Origin of the sequence: Marinobacter changyiensis (genome assembly GCF_009193265.1) — a bacterium.
GTDB classification, from domain to species: domain Bacteria; phylum Pseudomonadota; class Gammaproteobacteria; order Pseudomonadales; family Oleiphilaceae; genus Marinobacter; species Marinobacter changyiensis.
The window spans coordinates 110,872-134,649 of the sequence record NZ_VZZZ01000007.1 but is presented as its reverse complement, the minus strand read 5'-3'; the positions used below and the strand labels follow the sequence as shown (position 1 = coordinate 134,649).

Below are 23,778 nucleotides of genomic sequence, written 5' to 3'. Positions count from 1 at the left end.
TAGCTCAAAGTATGGCTTCTTTAAAGTGCAGGCGCACTAAAATAGTGCGTGGCCTGATGAGTGAATCGCCGTGAAGAGGCGCGAGGCGGGGGAAGTTCAGTTATTGCGGTTGCGGTTGATTACGGAAGGGCGGTGCACCGTAAAGGTGACGCTGTTGCCGGACTGGACCCGCTGGCCTTGAGTATCGACCACAAAAACACTCGCGGTGTGGGTGCCGCGATCCATATTGCGCACGGTGAATGTGCCACCGGGGTTCTGGCCGACCGGTTGTCCGTCGAGATCGACTTCAAAGCGGTGCCCTCGTCTCAGGTCAGGGGAGCTGGTGACCTGGAACTCGACATCACCACTGCCACTGTGGAAGGCGGCGTTATCTTCTGGTGCGACAAATGCCACACGACCATAAGGGGCCGGGTTTTCTTGTCCGCTCGGCTTGGCTTGCCGTTGCTGGGCTTCGATATCCCGCATTTTGGGCAGCGTTATAGTCGTCACCGGACGCACCTTCACGGGTTCCGAGCCGCTTTGGGGCTCGTCGGAAAAGGTCACATTGCCGTTTTTATCGACGTGTTTATAAACTTCGGCAGCGACCGGAAGAGTCGAGACGGCGAGCAGTGTGCTCAAAATGCCCAGAGCAATCAGAGTCCGTTTCCCATTATTCATTGTGCGTACCTGTAACGAGGCTGTTGCCCGATTATCGGCAGAGCCCCGGGCGTTTGCAATGCCGTGACTCCTGTATGTGGTTACAGCGTGTTAATTCGTGACGTGTATCCTGTGCGGTCATATTTTCAGCACAAAAAAACCCCGCCGGAGCGGGGCTTTCAGTTTGATTCGAAAGAATCAGACCGAGTAGTACAAGTCGAACTCGACCGGGTGAGTGGTCATGTTGAGACGTTCAACTTCGCCACGCTTCAGATCGATGTAGCCGGCGATCATGTCTTCGGTGAAAACGCCGCCCCGGGTCAGGAACTCGTGGTCGCCTTCCAGAATGTCCAGTGCTTCCTGCAGGGTCTGGCAGACCGTCGGGATGTTCATGGCTTCTTCTTTTGGCAGGTCGTACAAGTCCTTGTCCATGGCATCGCCCGGGTGGATCTTGTTCTGGATGCCGTCAAGCCCGGCCATCATCAGTGCAGCAAACGCCAGGTACGGGTTGGCTGACGGGTCAGGGAAACGGACTTCCATACGACGGGCTTTCGCGCTGTTGACGTAAGGAATGCGAATTGACGCTGACCGGTTGCGAGCTGAGTAAGCCAGCATGACCGGTGCTTCGAAGCCGGGTACCAGGCGCTTGTAGCTGTTGGTAGAGGCGTTGGTAAACGCGTTGATCGCCTTGGCGTGCTTGATGATGCCGCCGATGTAGTAGATAGCGATTTCGCTCAGGCCTGCGTAGCTGTCGCCTGCGAAGATGTTTTTGCCGTCTTTGCTGAGGGACATGTGAACGTGCATGCCGGAACCATTGTCACCCACTACCGGCTTTGGCATGAACGTAGCGGTTTTGCCATAGGCGTGAGCTACGTTGTGAACACAGTACTTGAGGATCTGAACTTCGTCGGCTTTCTTGACCAGGGTATTGGCGCCAACACCGATTTCACACTGACCGGCAGTGCCCACTTCGTGGTGGTGTACTTCGATAACCAGGCCCATCGACTCCATCGCCGCGCACATAGCGCCACGCAGGTCGTGCAGGCTGTCGACAGGAGGAACCGGGAAATAGCCGCCTTTCACCCCTGGCCGGTGACCAATGTTGTTTCGGTCGAATTCATCACCTGAAACCCAGGCCGCTTCTTCCGAGTGCAGCTCGTACATGGAGCCCTGCATGTCGGTCTTCCACCGGGCGGAATCAAACACGAAGAACTCGGGCTCCGGGCCGAACAGAGCGCTGTCGGCAATGCCGGTAGACTTCAGGTACTCTTCAGCGCGACGTGCCACCGAGCGCGGGTCGCGCTCGTAACCCTGCATGGTAGAAGGCTCTACAATATCGCAGGTAATGTTGACGGTGGTTTCTTCGGTAAACGGGTCCAGAACCGTACTGGAATCGTCCGGCATCAGGATCATGTCGGATTCGTTGATGCCTTTCCAGCCAGCAATTGATGAGCCATCGAACATTTTGCCGTCGGCGAAGAAGTCGTCATTGACCTCAGTGGCCGGCATGGTCACGTGCTGCTCTTTACCGCGGCTGTCAGTGAATCGCAAATCAACCCATTTGACTTCGTGTTCTTTGATCAGATCAATTGTTTTCGACATTGTACATACTCCGTAGGTTTACCCGTTTCGCGGGCGAGTTCTTTATACGTTATTTGCCGGATCAGTCGTCCACTCACTATAAGGATGGACTCTCTGACGTCCGACCTTTTCGTCAGGTTTGGGCAGCTTATCAAAAGCGTTCATTCCTTGCCTGCCTATTCAGCTGTTTTCATTCAAGCAATCTGTTTGCCAGTTTTCGTACCGTGCGCCAGAAGAGCGCAGCTAAGCGGGTTCTGGGCATTTTTGGCGCTGGCGCTGACGATGCGCCAGGACGAAGCAGTGTGATTAGTGCCCATTAATGGTGCCCTCTTGTTAATAATGCACAATAGTGGTGCGCTTATTGGAAAGGCTGTAGAAAATATCGGAATAGGGCGGTTTGACAGATAGGCATATCCCTACATAGTTACTGCGCAGAGTTTCCGATATACTACGCGCCCTTGGTTTCGGCTATGCCGTGATCCATTAACTGTTACTTTAAAGATTTGAGATGGCATGCGCGCGGAAAACGCGTACACAAGACCCTCTCAGGTCATCATGTATGCCGCAGGATACCCGTTGTGATTGAGAAACTTCGTAATATCGCCATCATCGCCCACGTTGACCATGGCAAGACCACGCTGGTGGACCAGTTGTTGCGCCAATCCGGTACGCTGGACCGAAAAGAGCTCGAAAGTGAGCGCGTCATGGATTCCAATGACCAGGAAAAGGAACGAGGCATTACCATCCTGGCCAAAAACACCGCGCTGAAATGGCACGACTACGATATCAATATCGTTGATACCCCAGGACACGCCGACTTCGGTGGCGAAGTTGAGCGGGTAATGAGTATGGTTGACTGTGTGCTGCTGGTGGTTGATTCCATCGACGGCCCGATGCCGCAAACCCGTTTTGTCACCCAGAAGGCCTTTGACGCCGGTCTGCATCCGATTGTTGTGGTGAATAAGATTGACCGTCCTGGCGCGCGCCCGGACTGGGTGGTGGATCAGGTTTTTGACCTGTTTGACAACCTCGGTGCCAGCGATGAGCAGCTGGACTTCCCGATTGTATTTGCCAGTGCCCTGAATGGCATCGCCGGGATGGACCACGAGAATTTGGACGACAACATGGATGCCGTTTTTCAGGCCATTGTCGACCATGTGCCTGCACCCAACGTTGATCCCGAGGGTCCGTTCCAGATGCAGATCTCCCAGCTGGACTACAACAGCTTCCTGGGTGTAATCGGTATTGGCCGTATCGCCCGCGGTAAAATCAAGACCAACTCTCCGGTAACCGCCATTGGCGCCGACGGCAAGAAACGTCAGGGCCGAATCCTGAAAATCATGGGGCATTCCGGTCTGCACCGTGTAGAAGTGGAAGAAGCACAGGCCGGGGATATCATTTGCGTGAGCGGAATGGATGAATTGCACATATCCGATACCCTGTGCGATCAGTCCAATGTGGAAGCATTGCCGCCGCTGACAGTGGATGAGCCGACCGTATCCATGACCTTCCAGGTCAACGACTCGCCGTTCTGTGGCAGAGAAGGCAAGTATGTCACCAGCCGGAACATCAAAGAGCGTCTCGAGAAGGAACTGCTTCACAACGTCGCATTGCGCGTTGAGGATGGCGATACGATGGATAAGTTCAAGGTATCCGGCCGAGGCGAGCTGCACCTGTCGGTACTGATCGAAAACATGCGCCGCGAAAAATTCGAGCTGGCGGTCGGGCGTCCTGAAGTGGTCATCCGGGAAATTGACGGTGTAAAACAGGAGCCGTACGAAAACGTCATTATCGATATTGAAGAGCAGCATCAGGGCGCTCTGATGGATCAGATCGGTCTGCGCAAGGGCGAGCTGACCAATATGGTGCCGGATGGCAAGGGCCGCATGCGCCTTGAGTACACCATCCCGGCGCGGGGTCTGATCGGGTTCCGTAACTCCTTCCTGACCATGACCTCCGGTTCAGGCATTCTGACGTCCACCTTCAGTCATTATGGCCCGATCAAAAGTGGCGACATGACCGCCCGCCAGAACGGCGTGCTGGTGTCGATGGCGGCGGGCACAGCGATGACCTACTCGCTGGAAACGTTGCAGAGCCGCGGCAAGCTTTTCCTGGATCCCGGTCAGGAAGTTTATGAAGGCCAGCTGTGCGGCATTCATAGCCGTGAAAACGATCTGGTTATCAACCCGACCAAAGCCAAGAAGCTCGACAATATGCGTGCTTCCGGCAAAGACGAAGTCATCGCCCTGGTGCCGCCAATCAAGTTTACTCTTGAGCAGGCACTGGAATTCATCGATGAAGATGAATTGGTGGAAGTCACGCCCAAGTCGATCCGCCTGCGCAAGAAATATTTGACCGAAAACGACCGTAAACGCGCCGGCAAGAAGTAATCCGCAGTACGTCAATACGAGAAAGGGGTAGATCACATCTGCCCCTTTTTTTGTTAACTTCAGCTAAACTCCGGTAACACCCCTTTCCGGAGCTGTCTATGCTCACTCTCTATCCCGACATCAAGCCCTATGCCGAACACCGTTTGGCGGTGGATGCACCCCATGAGCTCTATATCGAAGAAAGCGGCAATCCCAAGGGCATTCCGGTTATCGTGGTTCACGGAGGCCCAGGAGGGGGTTGTGAGGACTATTACCGACGCTTTTTCGATGCCGAGAGGTTCCGTATCATCCTGCTTGATCAGCGTGGTGCCGGGCGCTCTACCCCTCTTGCCGAGCTTGAAGCCAACACCACGGCTGACCTGGTGACTGATCTCGAGAAAGCGCGCCAGTTCCTGGGTATTGAGAAGTGGCTGATGTTCGGGGGCAGTTGGGGCTCCACCCTCAGCCTTGTCTATGCGGAAGCCTATCCGCAAAGAGTGCATGGCCTGATTCTTCGGGGCATATTCCTGTGTCGGCCGGAAGACATTCACTGGTTTTACCAGCACGGCGCAAGCCGGGTTTTTCCCGACCACTGGCGGGATTTCGTGGCGACCATACCGGAATCCGAGCGCGGCGACATGGTGGGCGCCTACTATCGTCGCCTGACCAGTGAAAACGAACTGGAGCAAATCCAGGCAGCCAAAGCCTGGTCGATCTGGGAGGGGCGTTGCGCCACCCTGCACCCGAATCCGAGGGTAGTCGAGCATTTTGGGCACCCCCACGTGGCCATCGCCCTTGCCCGCATTGAGTGCCACTACTTCATGAATCAGGCGTTCCTGGAGCCAGGCCAGATTCTGAGGGACGCTGGAAGACTGGCGGAGATTCCGGGCGTCATTGTTCACGGCCGTTACGATATGGTCTGTCCGCTCGATAATGCCCTGGCGCTGAGCGATGTCTGGCCGGACGCCGAGTTGCGTATTATCCGGGATGCGGGTCATTCCGCTTCCGAGCCTGCCATCATCGATACCCTGATGCACGCCTGTGACGAAATGGCCGATCGTATAGAAGGGTTTTGATTTGTAACTGTGCCTTGCAGGCGTGTAAGACGAACGTTACTATCTCGCAACTTTTAACGTTCAGCTCAGGGAAATGGATGAAGGGATTGATTCAGCGTGTCTCCAGCGCTTCGGTTGTCGTCGAGGGAAAGACTGTTGCCGCCATCACTACCGGATTATTGTTATTTTTGGGTGTTGAACGAACTGACTCTGAAAAGCACGCCGCCGAACTGTGCAAGAAAGTCCTCAAATTCCGTATTTTTCCCGATCAACATGGCCGCATGAACCTTAGTCTGACGGAGACCGGCGGTGCCTTGCTGATTGTTCCCCAGTTTACCCTGGTCGCTGACACCCGCTCCGGCACCCGCCCGGGGTTTTCCCTTGCTGCGCCGCCCGCCGAAGCCGATGCCCTGTTTCAGCATTTTCTTGGCCTGGTTGCGTCAGCGATAGGGGAGGGGAGGGTTTCAGCGGGCCAGTTCGGGGCCGATATGAAGGTATCACTGGTGAACGATGGCCCGGTGACTTTTATGCTCGAAAGCTAAGGAATTGTTCAGAGGCTCCATGAGCGCCTTAAAGCGGTGCGATGTGTAAAGGCGATACCTGTTTTGGTGCAAATCTCAGGGGCAGTGCCGGTAAAAAGTCTCTTTTACGACACATAAGTTGCTGAAATATAACAAATTATTAAAGGTTGGCCCTGTATTTGTTAAGGTTGAGCCCTGATGTTGGCCGGAATATAGGATGGGGCCGCGGTCACAAAACAGACTAAAAACCCTGTTATAAAGGTTTGCAAATATGCTGACATTGTATTAAAAATGGCATCACAATGAACTTTAAGTAAACGTCATAAGCGATTGAGGTTGAAAGAGTTCGCAAAAAACCGGCCGGTAATCTGGTTGAATACACAAAAAGAAGCCTGCCAGGGCTCATTCTGCGAACGAGCGTTAATAATGCCAAAAGCAGTTTAGTGATAAAAATTACGTCGTTATTTGCAGTTTGTAATGAAACTGACATTTTAACGACACAGAATTGGGCACGATGATAGCTCGATCACTAAGAAAGCGGGTCAAGCCCGCAGCTAAAACCTGAGTTCACCTAAGAAGGAAGACGCAACATGAAAAAAACACTCATCGCTACGGCTATCGCTGCAGTTGCTTTCTCTGGCACCACCATGGCGCAAACCACTGCTGCCAGTGCCGACTCACGTGCGGACGAACTGGCCTCGCGCATGGATTCCATGCCTACAGTCTACGGTAATATCCAGTACGCTATCGCTCATGACAATATTGACGGCGGCCCTTCTGAAATCAATCACTTCGATAACGGTTCCACCCTCGGCGTCAAGCACGAGCACGAGGTCGCTCCTGGCATCACCGGTTTCTTTAAACTAGAACTCGAAGGAATCGACGCCGACGACAAGGCTCGCAGCAACGGCATTGATGCTCTGGACGAAGCCTACATCGGTGTCAAAGGTGACAGCTTCGGTCAGATCTGGATTGGCTCTGATGACTCAACCTACGAGCGCGCTGTAGATGAGATCTCCCAGTACTACGAAGTGGCAATCCTGAACATCGGTGCGGACTACTCTACTGGTGAAGGCGACCTTATTCAGTACACGTCTCCTTCGTTCGGTGGCCTGACGCTGGCAGCAGCTGTGCAGTTTAACGGCGACAGCGATACCAAAGCCGGCGCGGGCTCTGAAAAGTCCTACCCTTACCAGTTGGCCGCACTGTACGAAGTTGACGCGCTTGAACTGGCTTTCGCCATGGACTCCAACGATGGTGATGTATCTGATAGCAACGAGAACACCTACGGCGTGCGTGCGAGCTACAACCTGGACAATCTGCGCCTGACCGGTGAGTACCACACCACCAAGGATGCGTCTGATACCTTCGGTGTGATCGGTTACTACACTCTTGGTGCCAACCAGTTTGCGCTGTCCTATGAGCTGAATACTGCTGATGACTCAGACGACACCAAGACTGACACCATCACGTTCCAGGCTTTGCACAACCTGTCTGACCACATGTATGTCTACTTCGAAGGCTATCTGGGTGGCGGTGACGAAGTATATGGCTACGATGTTGACGGAGATGGTGATGACGATGCCGCTTCCGACGAGCGCTCCATTGCCTCTGTTGGTGCTGTTTACTACTTCTGATCCGCTAACCAGCTAATCAGACTGTAAACCGTAAGAACCGGCAGCCTTCGGGCTGCCGGTTTTTTTATGGCGGAAGAAAAAGAAAGTTGCCCGCCAGCCACAGACGTTTTACGGTTACTCGAATAATCCTTGGCTAGAGATCAATCATGGCAGAAGAGCTGGAAATCAAACTGACGCTAGCGCCGAATGACATGGCCAAGGCCTTCGAATGGCTGTCCAGCCTGCAGGAAACCTCCCCGGGGAAAACGGGCCAGTTGATCAACCGCTACTACGACACACCATCAGCGGATCTGAATCGTCAGCGCATTGCGCTGCGTGTGCGGCAGACTGGTGATCATTACATCCAGACCCTGAAAACCCAGGGTGAATTCGTGGATGGAGCCCACCGGCGGCAGGAGTGGGAATGGCCACTGATGGGAACGGAGCTGAACATCGGGCTGGTGGCCGATACCCCCGTGGGGCAGGATGTAAATCTGGCCGAACTGGCGCCGGTGTTCGAGACCAACTTTGAGCGCCGGGTTCTCATGCTGGACGATGGCGAGGCGGTCATTGAGTGTGCCATGGACCAGGGTTCCATCATTGCAGGCGAGCAGAGGCTACCCCTGAATGAGGTGGAGTTCGAGCTCAAGTCCGGCGATGCCTCCCGGCTAACCATTTGGGCGACAAGGCTTGCTGACCAGGTAAGCGTGTTCTTCAATCTGATCAGTAAAGCCGAGCAGGGCTATTACCTGGCGGGTATCCATGAGCCCGTCGGGCTGGGGGACGAGGTCGATGCCACCACAAGACTGTTCCACGATCTCGCCATTGCCTGGCTGACCGATGCGCCATCAAAACGGTGGTTGGATGAGCTTCAGGAGGTGAAGTCCAGGGCACAGCATGGCGGGGTTCTGCCCGCCTGGGAGTGGCTTGCGGAATCACTTGCCTCGGGGGCTTCGCTCCGGTCGCTGGTTGGCAATCCGTTGCTGGGCCAGTTACAGGCAGGATTGCTCAATGCCAGGTCATAAGCGTTTATAGTGGACCTTACTCAGGGCATATCCTTTGCGTTGTTCTGCATGTCATGCCACTTGGCGATGAAGGCACGGTAGCGGTCCAGCGCTTCTATCAATACCTCCACTTCCGGGGTCTCGGTCGATTTCACCAGCACGATCAGGCCTTTGCCCTCCACCTCTTCCGTGGGCTCCGGGTGACAGACCACTTCGCCATTGTGGTCGATGTAGGCCAGAGCGGTACCGATACTGTGCCGTATCAGTGCGCTTACGATATCGGACCAGGTCAGGTCGTCCAGTTCAATGTCATAGCGGTGGGGATGGTCCTGCTGATAGTTGAACAGGTCTTCCAGTACCTTTTCGGAGCCTGGCGATATCACTGCCCGCACCATGATTTCAGGGTAAGTTCTGACCGGCCGGATAATTGTGGCAACGCCCAGCGCTTTAAAGCGTGGCCGATTCTGGTCGCTGACGACCTCGACCGTTAAACGACTGCTGAGTTTGGATTCCGACAGGCGGTGGGCAATATCAAACGACAGGCTGTCGGATGCCGAATCAGTTTCGTCGGCGGCAAGCAGGATGATGTGCCTGGCGCCGCCCGCATGCACCGCTTTCAGAGCTGCCGGGTCACTCCCGGAACCATGGAAATGGGTGAGACCGACATCCCTGAGCTCCGGTGGCAGACCATTGGGAAACTGTTGGGTCAGAATCTGGATGGGTATGGTCTCGTAGTTCGGCACAGCGCGAATCTGGGACGCAAGTCTGGAGAAGTACTGCTCGCCCCCCTGACGCGGTGTGTTGATGATAATGATGTGGTCTTTCATGTCGTATACCCAGCGTCCGGTCAGTATGCGTTCCCGCTTATAGAAGCGGAATTCGATAAAGTCACTCACGATCAGTGTCAGCAACGTAATACCAAAACCGTACATCACCACAATGGTGCTGGCCCTGCCAGCCACGGTCTGCGGGGACAGGTCGCCATAGCCCACGGTGGCCAGAGTGGTGGTGGTCAGATAGAAGGCCTGGAAAGCCGTGAGATCTTCAACCGCCACCAGGAGCAGGGTCTGGAGCACAATCAGCAATGCCAGCAAGCCGAACAGCCACTTGATGCGGTGCTTGATAATGCCTGACATCGGTAGATGCGAGAGCTGGTGTTCGGGGTTCAGGGAATTTCGGTATGGTAGCATGGTCTGGTGCGGTAGCCCCGAATCGGTAGTGGAGAGCATGGTGACTTACGTTTACAGTACCGGAAGTACCGTCAGCTTGACCAGTGGCGCGATCTGACTTTAAAAGTTAGTTGAAAAATCAGGAAATTAACAGGGGTTGGCATGATGGAGACGCAGATTGACGGGCTTCCGGAACAAGTGCAGTCAATGGCTTCCGAAGCATTGGCAGGGCTGAAAGCGGACGCGGGGCTCGATTGGTTGCAAGCGATGCCCGAGGTGACCGAGGCCGATGTTCTCCATGGCATTGCCCGTAGCGACTTCATCAAGCACAGCCTGCAGCGTCATCCTGAAGCCATGGCAAGACTTGCCTCATCGCGCTCACTCCGGGATCCCGTAACGCCCGAGTACCTGAAGACACGCTGGCAGCAATATCTCAGCCCGGTAAGCGATGAGCCACAACTCCACAGGGCACTTCGCCAGTTCCGCATGGAAAGCCAGTTCCGCATCATCTGGCGTGACCTGATGGGCTGGTCGGATCTCGCCGAAACTATGGCGGCGACCAGCGAACTGGCGGATACCTGCATCGATGGTGCGCTGGACTGGCTGTATAAAGATGCCTGCGGGCAGTCAGGCACGCCTTGGGGAATCAATCCGCTGTCTGGTGAAGAGTCGCCTCAGAAGATGGTGGTGCTGGGCATGGGTAAGCTGGGTGGGCGTGAACTCAACGTATCATCGGACATTGACCTTATATTCGCTTATCCGAGCAAAGGCGAAACCAGGGATGGCAGTCGCTCTATCGACAATGAACAGTTTTTTGTTCGCCTTGGCCAACGACTGATTCAGGCGCTGGATCAGAATACCGGGGACGGTTTCGTGTTCCGGGTGGACATGCGGCTACGGCCCTACGGGCAGAGTGGTGCCCTCGCCATGAGCTTTTCAGCCCTTGAGACCTATTACCAGGACCAGGGCCGGGATTGGGAGCGTTACGCCATGGTCAAGGCGCGGGTGGTCGCCGGGGACCAGGCGATGGGAAAGGTGTTGATGGACAGCCTGAGACCTTTCGTCTACCGGAAATACATTGATTTCAGTGCCTTTGAATCCCTGCGGAATATGAAATCGATGATCAGCCGGGAAGTTCGCCGCAAGGGGCTGGAAAACAATATCAAGCTCGGCAGTGGTGGCATTCGGGAAATCGAGTTTGTGGTGCAGGCATTCCAGCTGATTCGGGGCGGTCGTGACCGGGAACTGCAGCAACGGGAACTACTGCCAATTCTGTCGGAGCTGGAACGGCTTGAGCTGCTGCCCCAGGAGGTGGTCGGTGAACTCCGCAATGCCTATGTTTTTCTGCGGAACCTGGAGCACGCTCTCCAGGGAGTTGATGACCAGCAGACTCAGCTGTTGCCCGAAGATGCCTTTACCCAGGCGCGGATAGCGCTGGCCATGGGCTGTGACGACTGGTCTGCCTGCGTAGCGGAGCTCGACAAGCATCGTGACCGGGTGGCCCAGCACTTCTCCGACATCATAACCACCGACGAGGAAGACGAGGAAGTGGCTCCGCTGGACGATGGCTGGAAAGAACTCTGGTTGGGTGAGATGGATGACGAAACCGCTGTAACCTGGTTATCCGGGCAGGGCTTTGAGCAAGCGGAAGACAGTGTCAAAGCCCTGGCGGACCTGCGTAAAGGCCGGCCGGTGCAAACCATGCAGACTCAGGGTCGCCGTCGCCTCAATCAGGTAATGCCGGTTTTGCTGGAAGCCTTGACCCACGTCGAGAAGTCCTCCGAGACTCTGGGGCGGGTTTTACTGCTGGTGGAGGCGGTCCTCAGACGGACGGCCTATCTGGTATTGCTGCTCGAGAATCCCGGAGCGCGAACGCAGCTGGTGCGCCTGTGTAGTGAAAGCCCCTGGATTGCCAGACAACTGGCGGAAACCCCGTTGCTGCTGGACGAATTGCTCAATGCGGAGAGTCTTTACCACCCGCCGACCAAGGCTGAGCTACAGGACGACTTGCGCCAGCAGATGTTGAGGATTCCCTACGAGGATCTGGAAGAACAGATGGAGTCCCTGCGGCATTTCAAGAAGGCTCATATTTTGCGGGTGGCGGCTTCGGAGCTGAGAGGCACGTTGCCGTTGATGAAAGTGAGTGATTACCTGACCTGGATCGCCGAGGTAGTCCTGGACCATGTGATTGATGTGGCATTCTCTAATCTGGTGAGCCGTTACGGCCACCCCCGGCGTCCGGATGGGTCGATCTGTGACACCGATTTTGCGATCATCGGTTATGGCAAGCTCGGGGGGGTTGAGCTTGGATACACCTCCGATCTCGACCTGGTCTTCGTGCACGATGCTGATCCTCAGCAGTCTACCGACGGTGAAAAATCCATTGATAATTCGGTGTTCTACACCCGGCTGGCGCAGCGGATCGTGCATATTCTGAATACCCAGACCCCGGCCGGCCAGCTCTATGAAATCGACATGCGGTTGCGCCCATCCGGAAACTCGGGCCTGCCGGTCAGCACCTTGAGTGCCTTTGAGAAGTACCAGCGCCAGGATGCCTGGACCTGGGAGCACCAGGCTCTGGCCCGAGCCCGGGGTGTGGCGGGCTGCCTCGAGACGCTTGAGGCTTTCGAGGCCCTGCGACACGATATTCTGTGTGAAGAACGTGATATCGAGAAACTGCGGACCGACGTCATCGACATGCGGGAAAAAATGCGCACGTCTCTTGGCACCTCCACAGGTTCAGGCAAGACGCCGAAGGTATTTCACCTCAAGCATGACTATGGCGGCATTATTGACATCGAATTCATGGTGCAGTTTCTGATGCTGGCCCATGCTTCCAGCCATCCGGCTCTGACCCAATGGTCCGATAATATCCGGCAACTGGAGGAGCTGGGCCGGGTGGGGGTACTGGAAGTTGAGGATACCGAGAAGCTGCGGGATGCCTACATCACCTTGCGCTCGACCATCCATCGCCGGGCTCTCCAGAACCTCAACAGCCAGGTCGAGCCGGATGCGTTTCCGTCGGAGCGCGAGTACATACAATCGATGTGGCAGCGGGTCATGCAGGTATCGTCGGACGCTTCGTCCCGATGATTTTTCCTGCTAGAATGCTGCCTTTCCGGAATTTGCCTGCTTAGGAGCAAGAACAATGTCAATGGCGGATCGTGATGGCCTGATCTGGCTGGATGGTGAGATGATTCCTTGGCGCGACGCCAAGGTTCATGTATTAACTCACACACTGCATTACGGCATGGGCTGTTTTGAGGGTGTGCGAGCCTACAATACCGATAAGGGCCCGGCGATCTTTCGTTTGAAAGAACACACCGACCGCCTGTTCCGTTCTGCCCATATTCTCAATATGAAAATGCCGTTTACCAAAGATCAGGTAAACGATGCCCAGCTCAGCGCCGTGCGCGAGAACAATCTCGACGAAGCCTACATTCGCCCGATGGCATTTCTGGGCTCAGAGGGCATGGGACTGCGAGCGGACAACCTCAAGGTGCACCTGATGGTTGCAGCCTGGAGCTGGCCGTCCTACATGTCGCCGGAAGCAAAAGAACTGGGCATCAAGGTGCGCACCTCTTCCTATACCCGCCACCATGTCAATATCACGATGTGCAAGGCCAAGGCGAACGGCAACTATATCAACTCCATGCTGGCGCTGAACGAAGCGATAGCCTGTGGTTGCGAAGAGGCTCTGCTGCTGGATAACGAAGGCTATGTCTCGGAAGGTTCCGGAGAAAACGTCTTCATCTATCGCGACGGCGTGTTGCATACCCCCGAACTGACGTCCTGTCTGGAAGGCATTACCCGCCAGACCATTCTCGAGTTCTGCAAAGAGCTTGATATTCCGGTTCGCGAGCGCCGCATTACCCGGGATGAGGTGTATGTCGCGGACGAAGCGTTCTTCACCGGCACGGCGGCAGAAGTGCTGCCGATTCGTGAGCTGGATGGCCGGGTGATCGGCGCTGGCAAGCGCGGCCCGTTGACCGAGAAGCTGCAAAGCATGTACTTCGATGCGGTGAAGGGCAAACGCGCAGAAAATGCCGGTTGGCTGTCCCACACCCGGAGCTGATAGATCTTAAATAGTCCTTGAATAGTCCTTAACAAAAGTACAGGCCGTCCTGACTGCATTGCAGCACGACGGCCTTGCTTTGAACCCGATTAACCAACCTGCAGGACACCCCAATGGCAGACGTAATCAAAGTGCCGGTCTCCTTCGGCGAAGTACTGGACAAGATCACCATTCTGGAAATTAAATCCGAGCGCATTGCGGATGCTGCGAAGGTCAGAAATGTGCGGCTGGAGCTGGACGAGCTGAGTCGTACCTGGGATGAAGCCGTTCAGGACGCGTCCGTCATCGCTGACCTGCGTGCCCAGCTTAAGGCTGTCAACGAGGAGCTTTGGGTGATCGAGGATGATATTCGGGATCAGGAAGCCGCCCAGAATTTCGGTTCACGATTTATTGAACTGGCCCGTGCCGTCTACGTGACCAATGACCGGCGTGCGGCGATCAAGAAAGAAGTGAACCTGGCCCTCGGCTCACGATTCGTGGAAGAAAAGTCCTATCAGGATTACACCGCAAGGAAGTAAGCACTTGCCATAGGGGTTCTGCCATAGGAGGTTGCGGCGATTATCGCGTTGCCGCAACCCACCGGTCCAGCATGCTGGTCGCATCGGCGACCGAGATCATTTCCATCGCGCCCTCAAATTCGGCTTTTGCCCCCCAGCGCGCTTCAGAGACGGTTTTCCCGGTGAACTTCTGTAAGGCTTCCGGGTAGCGATTTACGCACCAGCCCAGGGAGTTATAGGGGCCGGAGCGGTCCGGATTGCTGGCGGCATAAAGCCCGAGCACGTCCGCTCCCATCGCGCTGGCGATATGAGCGGGGCCAGTGTCCGGCGACACCAGCAAATCCGCACCCGCAAGCAGCGCCGTCAATTGTTTGAGGGTGTCCTGGCCGCAGATATTCACCACCGCTTCGCTCATCCGGTTTTCAATCTCCCTGCAGACCACTTTTTCAGACTCCGCCGGGCTGCCCACCAGAATGACGTTGGCGTTATGCCGGCCTGCGGCGTAATCTGCCAGGGCGGCATACCGTGCTGGCGACCAGTTACGCAGAGGATGGCTCGCGCAGGGGCTGATCACCAGGTTGATCCGGTCAGGCGCCAGGTGTTCGCGGGCAAAAGCATGATCTGCCGCCGTCAGCGGAATGTGCCATCTGGGCGGAGCCGGGGCCAAACCCAGAGGCTCAAGGAAACTGGCCAGACAATCACGAACATGCTGCTCCGGCTGCGCCTCAATACGTCGATTGATAAACAGGCTGTGGAGGTCCTTGCTTCGAGCCTTGTCATAACCGACTTTGATCGCCGCCGGGATCAGTGCCGCGGCCAGATTGGCACGAAGGGCTACCTGCATATGGAGCAGGGCGTCAAAACGGCGCCCTTTCATGGCGCGGCGCAGTTCGGCATAGCCCTTTCGACCGGCTTTCTTGTCGAAGATGATGAATTCGACACCGGGCAGGTCACCGATCAGTTTTGCCTCAAGCTTGCCGATAACCCAGGTAATTTTTACGTCAGGTAACTGCTCCTGAAGGCTCAGCACCACCGGGATGACGTGGGTGACATCGCCGATAGCGGAGAGGCGCAGGATGCATATCGAATCAATCACGTCAGGTCGTTTCACTTTTTGGATCAAGGTTGGTGGAGCTTTATCGATGTTCGTTGGTAAACTGCGCAATATTGTAACGCACTCGCCCAAGGACGTCTTGAGGGGCGCAAAGGTAAAACGACTGCAGAGGATGACTACCTATTGAGGGCAGGAGCAGACAATCTGACCAGCATAAGGCAAGATGCCGTGCTCTTGGCTGATCCTGACTACCAGAACGTTTCGGCAAACTGGTTTACGCCACAATACTGGGGGGAAAAAGCCACTCCAGTGACGGCCGGGGGGCGCGGTGGTGCCTGGTTTGTAAAGACTGAAACGACCGAGATGGTACTCCGGCATTATCTCCGTGGCGGAATGATGGCGCGGTTTTCCGAGCGAGGTTACGTGTTTACCGGATTTCATCGAGCCCGGTCGCTGGCAGAGTTCAGGTTGCTCCAGACGCTCGGGCAAAGAGGTCTGCCTGTTCCCAAGGCCATCGCAGCCTATGCTGCCAGATATCATGGTTTATGGTACGAAGCTGCCATATTGGTGGAGAGAATACCGGCGGCTGAACCCTTTCCGGAATCTCCAGAACTTGATCTTGTGGATTTATGGCAGGAGGTTGGTCGGGTGGTTCGTCGGTTTCACAACGCCGGTCTGGACCATGTGGACCTGAACTGTGACAACATCCTGGTGGCGCAGGGTCAGGTGTATTTGATTGATTTTGATCGTTGCCGGCTCAGGGCCGAGGGTCCGAGCGAAGCAACGTGGAAAAGAGCGAATCTCAACAGGCTCCGTCGGTCGGTAGAAAAGCGTTGCCAGTCTATCCCGGAAAAACGCCGCGAGCAGTTATGGAAGCATTTGGTGAGCGCATACCGCTGGTGAATCTCCCAGATCCGAAAACAGCTCCATGTCGCTGTTACAGTTTAACTAAGTCAGACTTACGATGATTACGAATTACCTGGGAGGTTGAGTGTCAGGATTTTCAGATGAAATTGATGTTGTCATACCATGGGTCGATGGCAGTGATCCAAAGCATGCCGGCAAGTTACAGGCCTATCTGGGGAAAGAGCACACCAAAACACCTAAATCAGCCAAACCTACTCGTTATTCAGACATGGGTGAGATTGAGTTTTGTGTGGCATCCGTTTTGCGTTTCGCACCATGGGTGCGAAAAATATTCATAGTCACGGATAATCAGCGCCCCGATTTTATGGATGATAACTTGCCCCAGGCAATCCGGGATCGAATAATATTGATTGATCATGTTGATATATTTAAAGGCTATGAAAGCTTACTTCCAGTCTTTAATAGCTTGGCGATCGAGTCAATGATCTGGCGTATCCCCGGGTTAGCAGAAAAATTTATTTACATGAATGATGACTTGGCTTTTTTAAAGCCAACGGGAAAAGAAGTTTTCTTTAAAGAAGAAAAAGTTGTCCTCAGAGGAAAGTGGCAGCCGTTAATAAGATCGACGGTGAGTAGACAAGTGAAAGAGCGTCTTGGCATGGCTCGCGCTACCAACCGACTTGCGCAATCCAGAGGCGCAGCATTGGTGGCCCCAGAGGCAAACAGGTTTTTGGCTGCTGGGCACATCCCTCATCCGGTCAGAAAATCCACTTTGGAAAAATTTTTCATCCGTCATCCTGAACGATTCATTGAGAATGCATCGCATCCTCTAAGACATTACAGTCAATTTTGGCCTATTGCTGTAGCTAATCATCTGGAAATTGAGCAAAGCTCATTTGAGATATCCGATAGCCCCAAAGATCTTTATCTGTCTCCGAATAAACAGACACCGGATCAGATGATTTCCGCCTTGAACGAATTACCTGGGAGAGCCGAGTGCCATTTTTTGTGTGTCCAAAGCCTCGATGAGGCAGGCGATTTGTTCTATCGACACTGGAGAGATTGGGTGACAGAAAATATAGGAAGTGTTTGTTCAAGTCTCGGTCATGATAGGTCTTAACGTGGTTTCATCGAGCGATAATCTCAATCCGTTTAATAAGCGAGTTATTTATTGGCTTAGCATAGCTCTTATAGCTTTTATTGCTTTGTCTTTCATGACACCCTGGAAAGCATTGCCCCGTTTATTTCTCTTTGTTGGCGTCACGTTATCACTGGTGATTTTATTATTTTACAATTATAAGGATTTAATAAAAAAAGATAAGCTGGTTTCTGCGGCCTGCTCTATTGTTCTTTATGTGGCCTTGTCAAATTTTTTGCATAACATAGAGTTAAAAGAAGTATTGCAATCGTTGAGGTGGTCAGCAACTACTATTATATTTATAATAGCGGTTGCGCTTTCCTCCTTTTATTGGGCCACGCGACCACGTATTTTTAGTCGTTTATTTATCTCGATCGTCCTTATTGTCTCAATATTAACTATGGTTATTCATTTTTGGCAGGGTTATTATTCGGCCAGGATGTCCGGTGTAGGTTTTATGGGGCACCCGATACTGGGCCCGTCTGCGCTTATGTGTTTGTGGGCAGCAGGGTTAGTGCTGATGAGTAAGGTAAAACCGCTCAGTGTTTTCGATTACTGTCTGGTATCGTTCTCTTTTTTGAGCCTGTTTTCTCTTACCTTTATGTCTCAAAGCAGAGGTCCTTTGATCTCGCTAATAATCTACACGATTATCATGCTCTTTGTGATGGTTTTACATCTTGATCTAAGAAAAAGATCATTTGTAAAGATTGTCGCTTCGGTAGTTTTCTTCCTTGTTGTAATATTTGGCATGCTATCGCCATTGGTCGATAATATGCTGGAACGTGGAACTTCCTATCGATTAGATATATTTCAGGCAACAATAGAAAATCCACCTGAGTCTTTTTTCTTCGGCACGGGTTCAGCCGCATCCTTCGAAGACTCGCCTGCAGGTAAGGTGCTGAGGGAGGAGACCAACGTAAGGATTGAGCATCCTCATAATCTTTTTTTGAGTGTTTACTATTCCTCAGGAATATTTGCGTTGTTGTGTTTGTTCTCAATTATTATAACTTTGATAGCCAGGATTATAAATAATAGTGAATCGAATGCTTTTATTTCCTCAGGTCTTGCCCTGCTGTTCTTGGCGATAATGCTGAACACTACGGATGGCTCCAAAATAGTGGCACCCCCATCGGCGGACTGGATGTTTTTCTGGTTTCCATTTGCGTTTCTGTGCGGTGTTTTCTATTCCGGGCATGATGGTGGTGCGAGGCTCTCTCCCACTAATCAAAGGGACAGCATTCAATAGAGGCCGATATGGGTTTTGAGTCGGTGTTGCTGCTTCTGGGAATACGGCTTTTGCGCCTATTTTTTTGTGGGCGCCTTTTTATGTCTGCCAAGGGCTGATGATGGCTATTTCGTTTGATTATCGGCAATGTCATGTGGTGTCGCACCTGGATATGGTGACAAGCCAGCGACTTGTTGATTCTGTATTTGATGGTAACCTGGTTCGAGAAAAAGTTTTTCGTGACAATTGGCGGACCCTTAGTGCCAAAGTCCGCTTCCATAACGAAGCGTTTTTGCTGAAGGTGCCCCGGGCAAGGAACGGCCGTCGGTGGGAGCGTCTACTTACTCGTTTCCGTGAGAGCGATGCACTGCGTACCTTCAGGCATCTTGAACTGATGGCGTCCATGGGGTTCGCCGCACCGGATCCCGTTCTGGCCTGTGAACGCCGTCAGGGCGGCGTGGTGACAGATTCCTTTGTCTGTTACCACTTTGTGGAAGGTCACACCGCCGGGCCAGATGATGCGCATCAAGTGCTTTCGGCTATACAAGCCCTCCATCAACGGGGTTATCTTCGCACCGATGCGCAAATTGCCAACTTTCTGATTAGGGGAGAGAAGGTGGTGTTTATTGATTTTCGGTTAAAGAAAGCATGGTTGCTGCCAGAATTGCAAAAAGCCAGGGAGGTTCACCGTTTTTTGAGAAGCTGCCCGGATGCCAGGCACTTTCTGACCTGGGAACAATCATCGTCTGCGTGGTACCTGTTAGCGTCGTGCCTGGAGAACGCCAGCTTCGGCTTTCGCAACCTTAAAAAGAAAATACGAGCGCGCCTTAAAACGCTTCGTCAGATTAGCCGCAAGTAATGTCGCTTTGCACTCTCATAGTGAGGTGATAATCACTATGCTGCTATATTGATATGTTGCCGTCGTGTGCCATTTAGTTTGAATGACGATAGCGATTATCTGGGGTGGTTAATCTGATTACAGTGTGAGTTTTTTCATGAAAAAAGCCGTTCTTTTTTGCCCTACTCGTGTCTGGGGCGGGATTGAGAAAAATGTACTCATTCGGGCCCGGTTTCTTGGCATAGCGGGTGTGGCGGTTTACGTGGTCCTGCTGAAGGGTTGTTTTGCAGAGCGTTTCGCTGGATTGGAGAACGTAAGGATCATCGAGGTCGCTTCCCGCGGAGGGGATTTAAATCTTTCTGTGGTCGCAAATTACGTAAAGATACTCAGGGAAATTGGTCCTGACGTCGTGTTCGCTGCCTTGAAAAAAGATTGGTGGCTCGTTTCCCTGGCCTCAAAAATTGCCGGTGTTGATCGGATTGTGTTGTATCTGGGAATCGCCAGGAAAGTGAAAAGCCCGATCAAGTACTTTGCAATTTTCAGGTGGATTAAGGCGATTCTGATGGTCAACAGTGAGTCGCTGAAAAATGAAATGCTGAAATATCCGCGGTTCTTCGACCAGCATAATGTAGTCAGGGTATATAACGGATTTGACAAGCCATCGTTAAAGGGCGAGTCATTGGATTTCAGGGCGCTTTTTGACCTTCCGCCAGAAACGGTAATTGTAGGTTGTGCCGGTCGCTTCAGCCCACAGAAGGGTTTTGATTTACTACCCGGTATTCTTGCCGGTCTTCCTGGTAACGTACATATTGTTCATGCTGGGGAAGGCGAGCATGAGGAGATGATTAAAGCGTCTATCAACGGTCGGCCAGAGTCGGAGAGAATTCATTTTGTAGGCTACCAGAAAGATCTGCGCCCGTTTTTCCGGGGAATTGATTTGTTTTTGTTATGTTCACGCAATGAAGGGATGGCAAACGTTCTCAATGAAGCAATGAGTTTTGGCAAGCCGGTTGTTTCGACTCGGGTACCGGGCAGCGAGGAACTTTTGGCGCATGGGAAATACGGGGTTCTGGTCGATGTCGATGACGTGCAGGGCCTGGCACAGGGTATTAGATCTATTGTTGAAGGAGAAAAAGTCTTTCCATCGGCTGAGCTCAGACAGTGGATTGATCAGCAGTTTGGTTCTCAGAAAATGATCCGTGAAACGAACAGGCTTTTTTTTGGAACCTCATAGCATTGATCGTTCGTAATAGAGAAATCCAGTCGCTTGGTTACACGCGTGGCCCTTGTATTAAGGACTTGTTTTGTCGATAAAGTACCAGCTTCGAGCCGTCAGAATTGATGGGTTCAATCGGTTGAGATTTGGTGCCCTTGCGCCCCGCTACGCTGAACGAATATGGGTCCATCCTGATCGTTGTAAACAGTATATTGAAGCGGCGGATTTTGCCGCCCACCTCGGTTCCCGCGTTCGGCAGATGTCCGGGCGGGTTGTATCGAGTTGGCCAACTTCGCTTGAGCAACCTTTCGAGAATCATCCCAAGTTGTCCTACTGCTGGTCACACTGGCGTGATGGGAAAAGCTGGCTGGAGTCGGGGGCGATAGACTTCATGCTCGGCAAAATTGCCATTTCCCGGATGGGTGTTACCGATAGGTGCCGTACGCCCCAGGATGTTGAGGAACGATTTGAAACTCTGGATGCGATCTGGAGGGAAATCAGGGAGCGGGGTAGCGTCCCGTCTCGTCAGGAGTTAATCCCTGGAAACTTTCGCGAAGTTGGGGGTATCCTGATGCACTTGGGCCCCGGTGGGGAACCTTTGTTTTCTGGTGCAGGTTGTCATCGATTTGCAATGGCCATGATGCTGGATACTCCGTTCCCGGCGCAGTTGGGCATTATTCACGTCTCTGCACTGGACCGCCTGCCTGAGCTGCGTAGGTCAAGCTAACGGGTTGTGGCTATTCAGCTCCACTTCGGCAACGGATTGCTCAGTCCAGATGAATGTGCTTTTCGGGTTGTTCGAGAAATGCGGAAACCACTACATGGCCCTCGAACGGCGCTAGCCATTCCGGTTTTACGGTAACCGGCAAGCGACGGATCACGGAAGCTAGCCCTTTTGCCAGCCCATCCACGGTGCGTGGTGTGAGGTAAGCTTCCAGTTCCCCCCGGAATACGTCCCTTACGCCACCCCGGCTTTCCACCGACATGATCGGCGTTCCACACGCCAGTGCCTCCGTGAGGACTATGCCCAGCCCTTCATATTCCGACGCCAGGACAAAAAGGTCTGCCTGCTTCATCCAGGGGTAGGGGTTTTTGCGCTTGCCGGCGAAGAACACGCGGTCAGCCATGCCCAAGGCTTCAGCTTTTGCCTCCAGTTTGGTTCTGAGTGGGCCTTCACCGACGATCACAAGTTTATGGCTGATGCCGGATTGCTTGTAAGCCTCCAGAAGAAGGTCGTGACCTTTCTGTGGAACCAGGCGGGCAACGTTCAGGATGTAGGGTTCATCAGGGATGTCCAGGTCGTTTTCCTGGGCCAGCGCGTCAATCTGCGCCACCGGACAGGGGTTGGTAATCACCCGCAGACTTTTCGGTTCAATCTCCCCTTGTGCAAAGGCCTCCTGAGCGGATTCCAGCACACCGGTGGAAACGCAGGCCAGATGCCGGTCGTGGAATACCAACTTCCATTCCAGCTTCTTCTGCCACAGCGGGCGGTCGTAGTGAATCACGTTTTCAAGCACGTACACGTTACGCTCGTCCCGGAATGACCAGAAGTATTTGAACGTTCCCAGACCCCGGAATACGATGCGGTCAAAGCGACCGTAACGTTTCTCCAGTGAACGGATGTGGCGTTTGAGCAACCAACCGCTGAGCCAGCCGACCCAGATAAAGTGAGAGCGCCGGATCAAAGCACCGAGCAGCAGTCGTGAAAGCAGGAACACCGGTATGCCAACTATCGATTTGAACAGTGCCTGGACCTGATCATAATGATGAAGTCTGACGTCGGGATGGCTGGGTTTCAGGTCGTTGGGTTTGGCTTTGCAAGACAGCAGATGACTTTCGTGACCCTCGCCTGCAAAGGCGTCCGCGAGGTTGACTGCAACGCGCTCCATGCCGCCCATCTTGAGGCTGTGGATGATAACCAGGGTTCTCACGTCATAAGTCCCTTTGAAGGCACGGTAGATTGCTCAGGAAGAAGGAGCGGCGGCGTTTTTGACAATACCATTGACGGCCCAGTGTGTTTTATCCGTTTTGACCGCTTTTCGGATGGCCCGGTTCTTCGCCCAGATCTCCGGCTTGGAGTAGCCGCGAGCATGATCAAGGTGCAGGCACACCGTGCTGTAGCGCATCTGAACGGATTTGTGGCCATAATTCCAGAGCCGCTCACCCAGTTCCCGGTCGAGCCCACCGTATTGCATGTCTTCATTGAAGCCGTTGACCGCCAGCAGGTCTTTGGTCCAGGTTGAACTGTTCATGCCGTTCCAGCTCGCTGCTGCCGGCGTTATCGCATTCAAAAAAGATTTTTTCAACGTCGAGCGGGAGAGCTTCCACAGTTTGTGATTCCTGGGCTGGCCATGGGCAACCAGCCAGTCGGTATCAAAAACGTCTCCGCTGCGGATGTCGTCTTCCGAGATGGCTTCGGACACGGGCATGGTGAGCTTGATGTAACCCCCGGACAGAAAATGGCCAGGCCGGGCGAGTCGTTTGTGGGTTTCAATAAAGTTGGGCTCCGGAATGCAGTCCCCATCCGTAAAAATCAGGTAGTCGCAGTCGGTCTGCTGGATAGCCTTGTTGAGAATCTGACATTTTTGAAAGCCATTGTCTTCATGCCAGACGTGGTCAATTGCAAGTATGCCGCGCGCTCTGAATTTGTCGATAAGCGCCCGGGTTTCGTCCGTTGATCCATCATCCGCCACAATTGTTCGGAAGTGCTTGTCAGTCTGGTTCTCATAGCCCGTCAGGACTTTACTGAGCCACAAAGGGGAATTGTAGGTGGTGATCACAACACCAATACGCTCTGGGGACATTAATCGGGCCTGGTTTCTGAAAATGGGGTAACGGGTACTTTTCGGCTGACCGGATTATACAGTTTTTGGCACCGCTTTTGGCACTTCGCGCGTACTGGCACTTCGGGTAGTCC

20 protein-coding genes are annotated in these 23,778 nt (G+C 53.5%); 14 read left to right on the top strand and 6 right to left on the bottom strand.

Annotated elements, in window-relative coordinates:
* Positions 1 to 96: 96 nt before the first annotated feature.
* On the bottom strand, positions 97 to 657 hold the full coding sequence (locus F6Y09_RS18455; protein WP_152208426.1) for a DUF4124 domain-containing protein: 561 nt from the start codon (positions 655 to 657) through the stop codon (positions 97 to 99).
* Between the two features lie 177 nt (positions 658 to 834).
* Positions 835 to 2,238, bottom strand: a complete 1,404-nt coding sequence (gene glnA / locus F6Y09_RS18450) for a glutamate--ammonia ligase (protein WP_152208425.1) — start codon at positions 2,236 to 2,238, stop codon at positions 835 to 837.
* Between the two features lie 557 nt (positions 2,239 to 2,795).
* Between glnA and typA the strand changes: the two genes are divergently transcribed.
* The 5 genes from typA to F6Y09_RS18425 all read left to right on the top strand — a co-directional run bounded on the left by typA (position 2,796) and on the right by F6Y09_RS18425 (position 8,803).
* Complete coding sequence (gene typA / locus F6Y09_RS18445; RefSeq protein ID WP_152208424.1) at positions 2,796 to 4,607, top strand: translational GTPase TypA; 1,812 nt, start codon at positions 2,796 to 2,798, stop codon at positions 4,605 to 4,607.
* Positions 4,608 to 4,705: 98 nt separating this feature from the next.
* The gene (pip, locus tag F6Y09_RS18440; RefSeq protein ID WP_152208423.1) at positions 4,706 to 5,662 is read left to right on the top strand and encodes a prolyl aminopeptidase; all 957 of its coding nucleotides are present in this window, start codon (positions 4,706 to 4,708) and stop codon (positions 5,660 to 5,662) included.
* A gap of 77 nt (positions 5,663 to 5,739) precedes the next feature.
* Positions 5,740 to 6,183 carry a D-aminoacyl-tRNA deacylase gene (gene dtd / locus F6Y09_RS18435; protein ID WP_152208422.1) on the top strand — a complete coding sequence of 148 codons (444 nt, stop codon included), beginning with the start codon at positions 5,740 to 5,742 and terminating at the stop codon, positions 6,181 to 6,183.
* Between the two features lie 569 nt (positions 6,184 to 6,752).
* Positions 6,753 to 7,799: a porin gene (locus tag F6Y09_RS18430; RefSeq protein WP_152208421.1), complete on the top strand. Its 1,047-nt coding sequence runs from the start codon at positions 6,753 to 6,755 to the stop codon at positions 7,797 to 7,799.
* A gap of 146 nt (positions 7,800 to 7,945) precedes the next feature.
* Complete coding sequence (locus F6Y09_RS18425) at positions 7,946 to 8,803, top strand: CYTH domain-containing protein (protein ID WP_152208420.1); 858 nt, start codon at positions 7,946 to 7,948, stop codon at positions 8,801 to 8,803.
* Positions 8,804 to 8,823: 20 nt separating this feature from the next.
* Here the strand turns inward: F6Y09_RS18425 and F6Y09_RS18420 are convergent, their stop codons facing one another.
* A complete protein-coding gene (locus F6Y09_RS18420) occupies positions 8,824 to 10,011 on the bottom strand; it encodes a potassium channel family protein (RefSeq protein ID WP_425481863.1) in 1,188 nt (395 codons plus the stop codon).
* 207 nt (positions 10,012 to 10,218) lie between these two features.
* On the opposite strand from F6Y09_RS18420, the gene glnE reads away from it, so the two are divergent.
* From glnE to F6Y09_RS18405, 3 genes are all read left to right on the top strand, one after another.
* Positions 10,219 to 13,044 (top strand): bifunctional [glutamate--ammonia ligase]-adenylyl-L-tyrosine phosphorylase/[glutamate--ammonia-ligase] adenylyltransferase, encoded by a 2,826-nt coding sequence (glnE, locus tag F6Y09_RS18415; RefSeq protein ID WP_246180602.1) that lies wholly within the window; start codon positions 10,219 to 10,221, stop codon positions 13,042 to 13,044.
* A gap of 55 nt (positions 13,045 to 13,099) precedes the next feature.
* The gene (locus F6Y09_RS18410; protein ID WP_152208419.1) at positions 13,100 to 14,026 is read left to right on the top strand and encodes a branched-chain amino acid transaminase; all 927 of its coding nucleotides are present in this window, start codon (positions 13,100 to 13,102) and stop codon (positions 14,024 to 14,026) included.
* 113 nt (positions 14,027 to 14,139) lie between these two features.
* Entirely contained in the window at positions 14,140 to 14,544 is a 405-nt protein-coding gene (locus F6Y09_RS18405) for a DUF6165 family protein (protein WP_152208418.1), read from the top strand.
* Positions 14,545 to 14,584: 40 nt separating this feature from the next.
* Here F6Y09_RS18405 and F6Y09_RS18400 read toward each other — a convergent pair whose 3' ends face one another.
* Positions 14,585 to 15,616: a glycosyltransferase family 9 protein gene (locus tag F6Y09_RS18400; protein WP_152208482.1), complete on the bottom strand. Its 1,032-nt coding sequence runs from the start codon at positions 15,614 to 15,616 to the stop codon at positions 14,585 to 14,587.
* Between the two features lie 189 nt (positions 15,617 to 15,805).
* Here F6Y09_RS18400 and F6Y09_RS18395 point away from each other — a divergent pair, with 189 nt between their 5' ends.
* The 6 genes from F6Y09_RS18395 (at position 15,806) to F6Y09_RS18370 (ending at position 21,588) form a co-directional block, all read left to right on the top strand.
* On the top strand, positions 15,806 to 16,480 hold the full coding sequence (locus F6Y09_RS18395) for a 3-deoxy-D-manno-octulosonic acid kinase (RefSeq protein ID WP_246180599.1): 675 nt from the start codon (positions 15,806 to 15,808) through the stop codon (positions 16,478 to 16,480).
* Positions 16,481 to 16,568: 88 nt separating this feature from the next.
* Positions 16,569 to 17,564, top strand: a complete 996-nt coding sequence (locus F6Y09_RS18390; RefSeq protein ID WP_152208417.1) for a Stealth CR1 domain-containing protein — start codon at positions 16,569 to 16,571, stop codon at positions 17,562 to 17,564.
* 1 nt (position 17,565) lies between these two features.
* A complete protein-coding gene (locus F6Y09_RS18385; RefSeq protein ID WP_218944206.1) occupies positions 17,566 to 18,828 on the top strand; it encodes an O-antigen ligase family protein in 1,263 nt (420 codons plus the stop codon).
* A gap of 100 nt (positions 18,829 to 18,928) precedes the next feature.
* Positions 18,929 to 19,666, top strand: a complete 738-nt coding sequence (locus tag F6Y09_RS18380; RefSeq protein WP_152208415.1) for a protein kinase family protein — start codon at positions 18,929 to 18,931, stop codon at positions 19,664 to 19,666.
* Between the two features lie 136 nt (positions 19,667 to 19,802).
* Positions 19,803 to 20,879: a glycosyltransferase gene (locus tag F6Y09_RS18375; RefSeq protein WP_152208414.1), complete on the top strand. Its 1,077-nt coding sequence runs from the start codon at positions 19,803 to 19,805 to the stop codon at positions 20,877 to 20,879.
* Between the two features lie 70 nt (positions 20,880 to 20,949).
* Positions 20,950 to 21,588, top strand: coding sequence for a hypothetical protein (locus F6Y09_RS18370; RefSeq protein ID WP_152208413.1), 639 nt, complete (start codon positions 20,950 to 20,952; stop codon positions 21,586 to 21,588).
* 40 nt (positions 21,589 to 21,628) lie between these two features.
* Here the strand turns inward: F6Y09_RS18370 and F6Y09_RS18365 are convergent, their stop codons facing one another.
* Entirely contained in the window at positions 21,629 to 22,792 is a 1,164-nt protein-coding gene (locus F6Y09_RS18365) for a glycosyltransferase (RefSeq protein WP_152208412.1), read from the bottom strand.
* A 33-nt stretch (positions 22,793 to 22,825) separates the two neighbouring features.
* Positions 22,826 to 23,665, bottom strand: coding sequence for a glycosyltransferase family 2 protein (locus tag F6Y09_RS18360; RefSeq protein WP_152208411.1), 840 nt, complete (start codon positions 23,663 to 23,665; stop codon positions 22,826 to 22,828).
* Positions 23,666 to 23,778: the final 113 nt, after the last annotated feature.

What these genes read in the sequence shown, in the direction of transcription:
- F6Y09_RS18360 (WP_152208411.1), bottom strand. Translation starts at nt 23,665, where the DNA reads ATGTCCCCAGAGCGTATTGGTGTTGTGATCACCACCTACAATTCCCCT.
- glnE (WP_246180602.1), top strand. Translation starts at nt 10,219, where the DNA reads ATGCCCGAGGTGACCGAGGCCGATGTTCTCCATGGCATTGCCCGTAGC.
- F6Y09_RS18405 (WP_152208418.1), top strand. Translation starts at nt 14,140, where the DNA reads ATGGCAGACGTAATCAAAGTGCCGGTCTCCTTCGGCGAAGTACTGGAC.
- dtd (WP_152208422.1), top strand. Translation starts at nt 5,740, where the DNA reads ATGAAGGGATTGATTCAGCGTGTCTCCAGCGCTTCGGTTGTCGTCGAG.
- F6Y09_RS18430 (WP_152208421.1), top strand. Translation starts at nt 6,753, where the DNA reads ATGAAAAAAACACTCATCGCTACGGCTATCGCTGCAGTTGCTTTCTCT.
- pip (WP_152208423.1), top strand. Translation starts at nt 4,706, where the DNA reads ATGCTCACTCTCTATCCCGACATCAAGCCCTATGCCGAACACCGTTTG.
- F6Y09_RS18375 (WP_152208414.1), top strand. Translation starts at nt 19,803, where the DNA reads ATGAAAAAAGCCGTTCTTTTTTGCCCTACTCGTGTCTGGGGCGGGATT.
- F6Y09_RS18410 (WP_152208419.1), top strand. Translation starts at nt 13,100, where the DNA reads ATGTCAATGGCGGATCGTGATGGCCTGATCTGGCTGGATGGTGAGATG.
- glnA (WP_152208425.1), bottom strand. Translation starts at nt 2,238, where the DNA reads ATGTCGAAAACAATTGATCTGATCAAAGAACACGAAGTCAAATGGGTT.
- F6Y09_RS18420 (WP_425481863.1), bottom strand. Translation starts at nt 10,011, where the DNA reads ATGCTCTCCACTACCGATTCGGGGCTACCGCACCAGACCATGCTACCA.
- F6Y09_RS18455 (WP_152208426.1), bottom strand. Translation starts at nt 657, where the DNA reads ATGAATAATGGGAAACGGACTCTGATTGCTCTGGGCATTTTGAGCACA.
- F6Y09_RS18425 (WP_152208420.1), top strand. Translation starts at nt 7,946, where the DNA reads ATGGCAGAAGAGCTGGAAATCAAACTGACGCTAGCGCCGAATGACATG.
- F6Y09_RS18380 (WP_152208415.1), top strand. Translation starts at nt 18,929, where the DNA reads ATGGCTATTTCGTTTGATTATCGGCAATGTCATGTGGTGTCGCACCTG.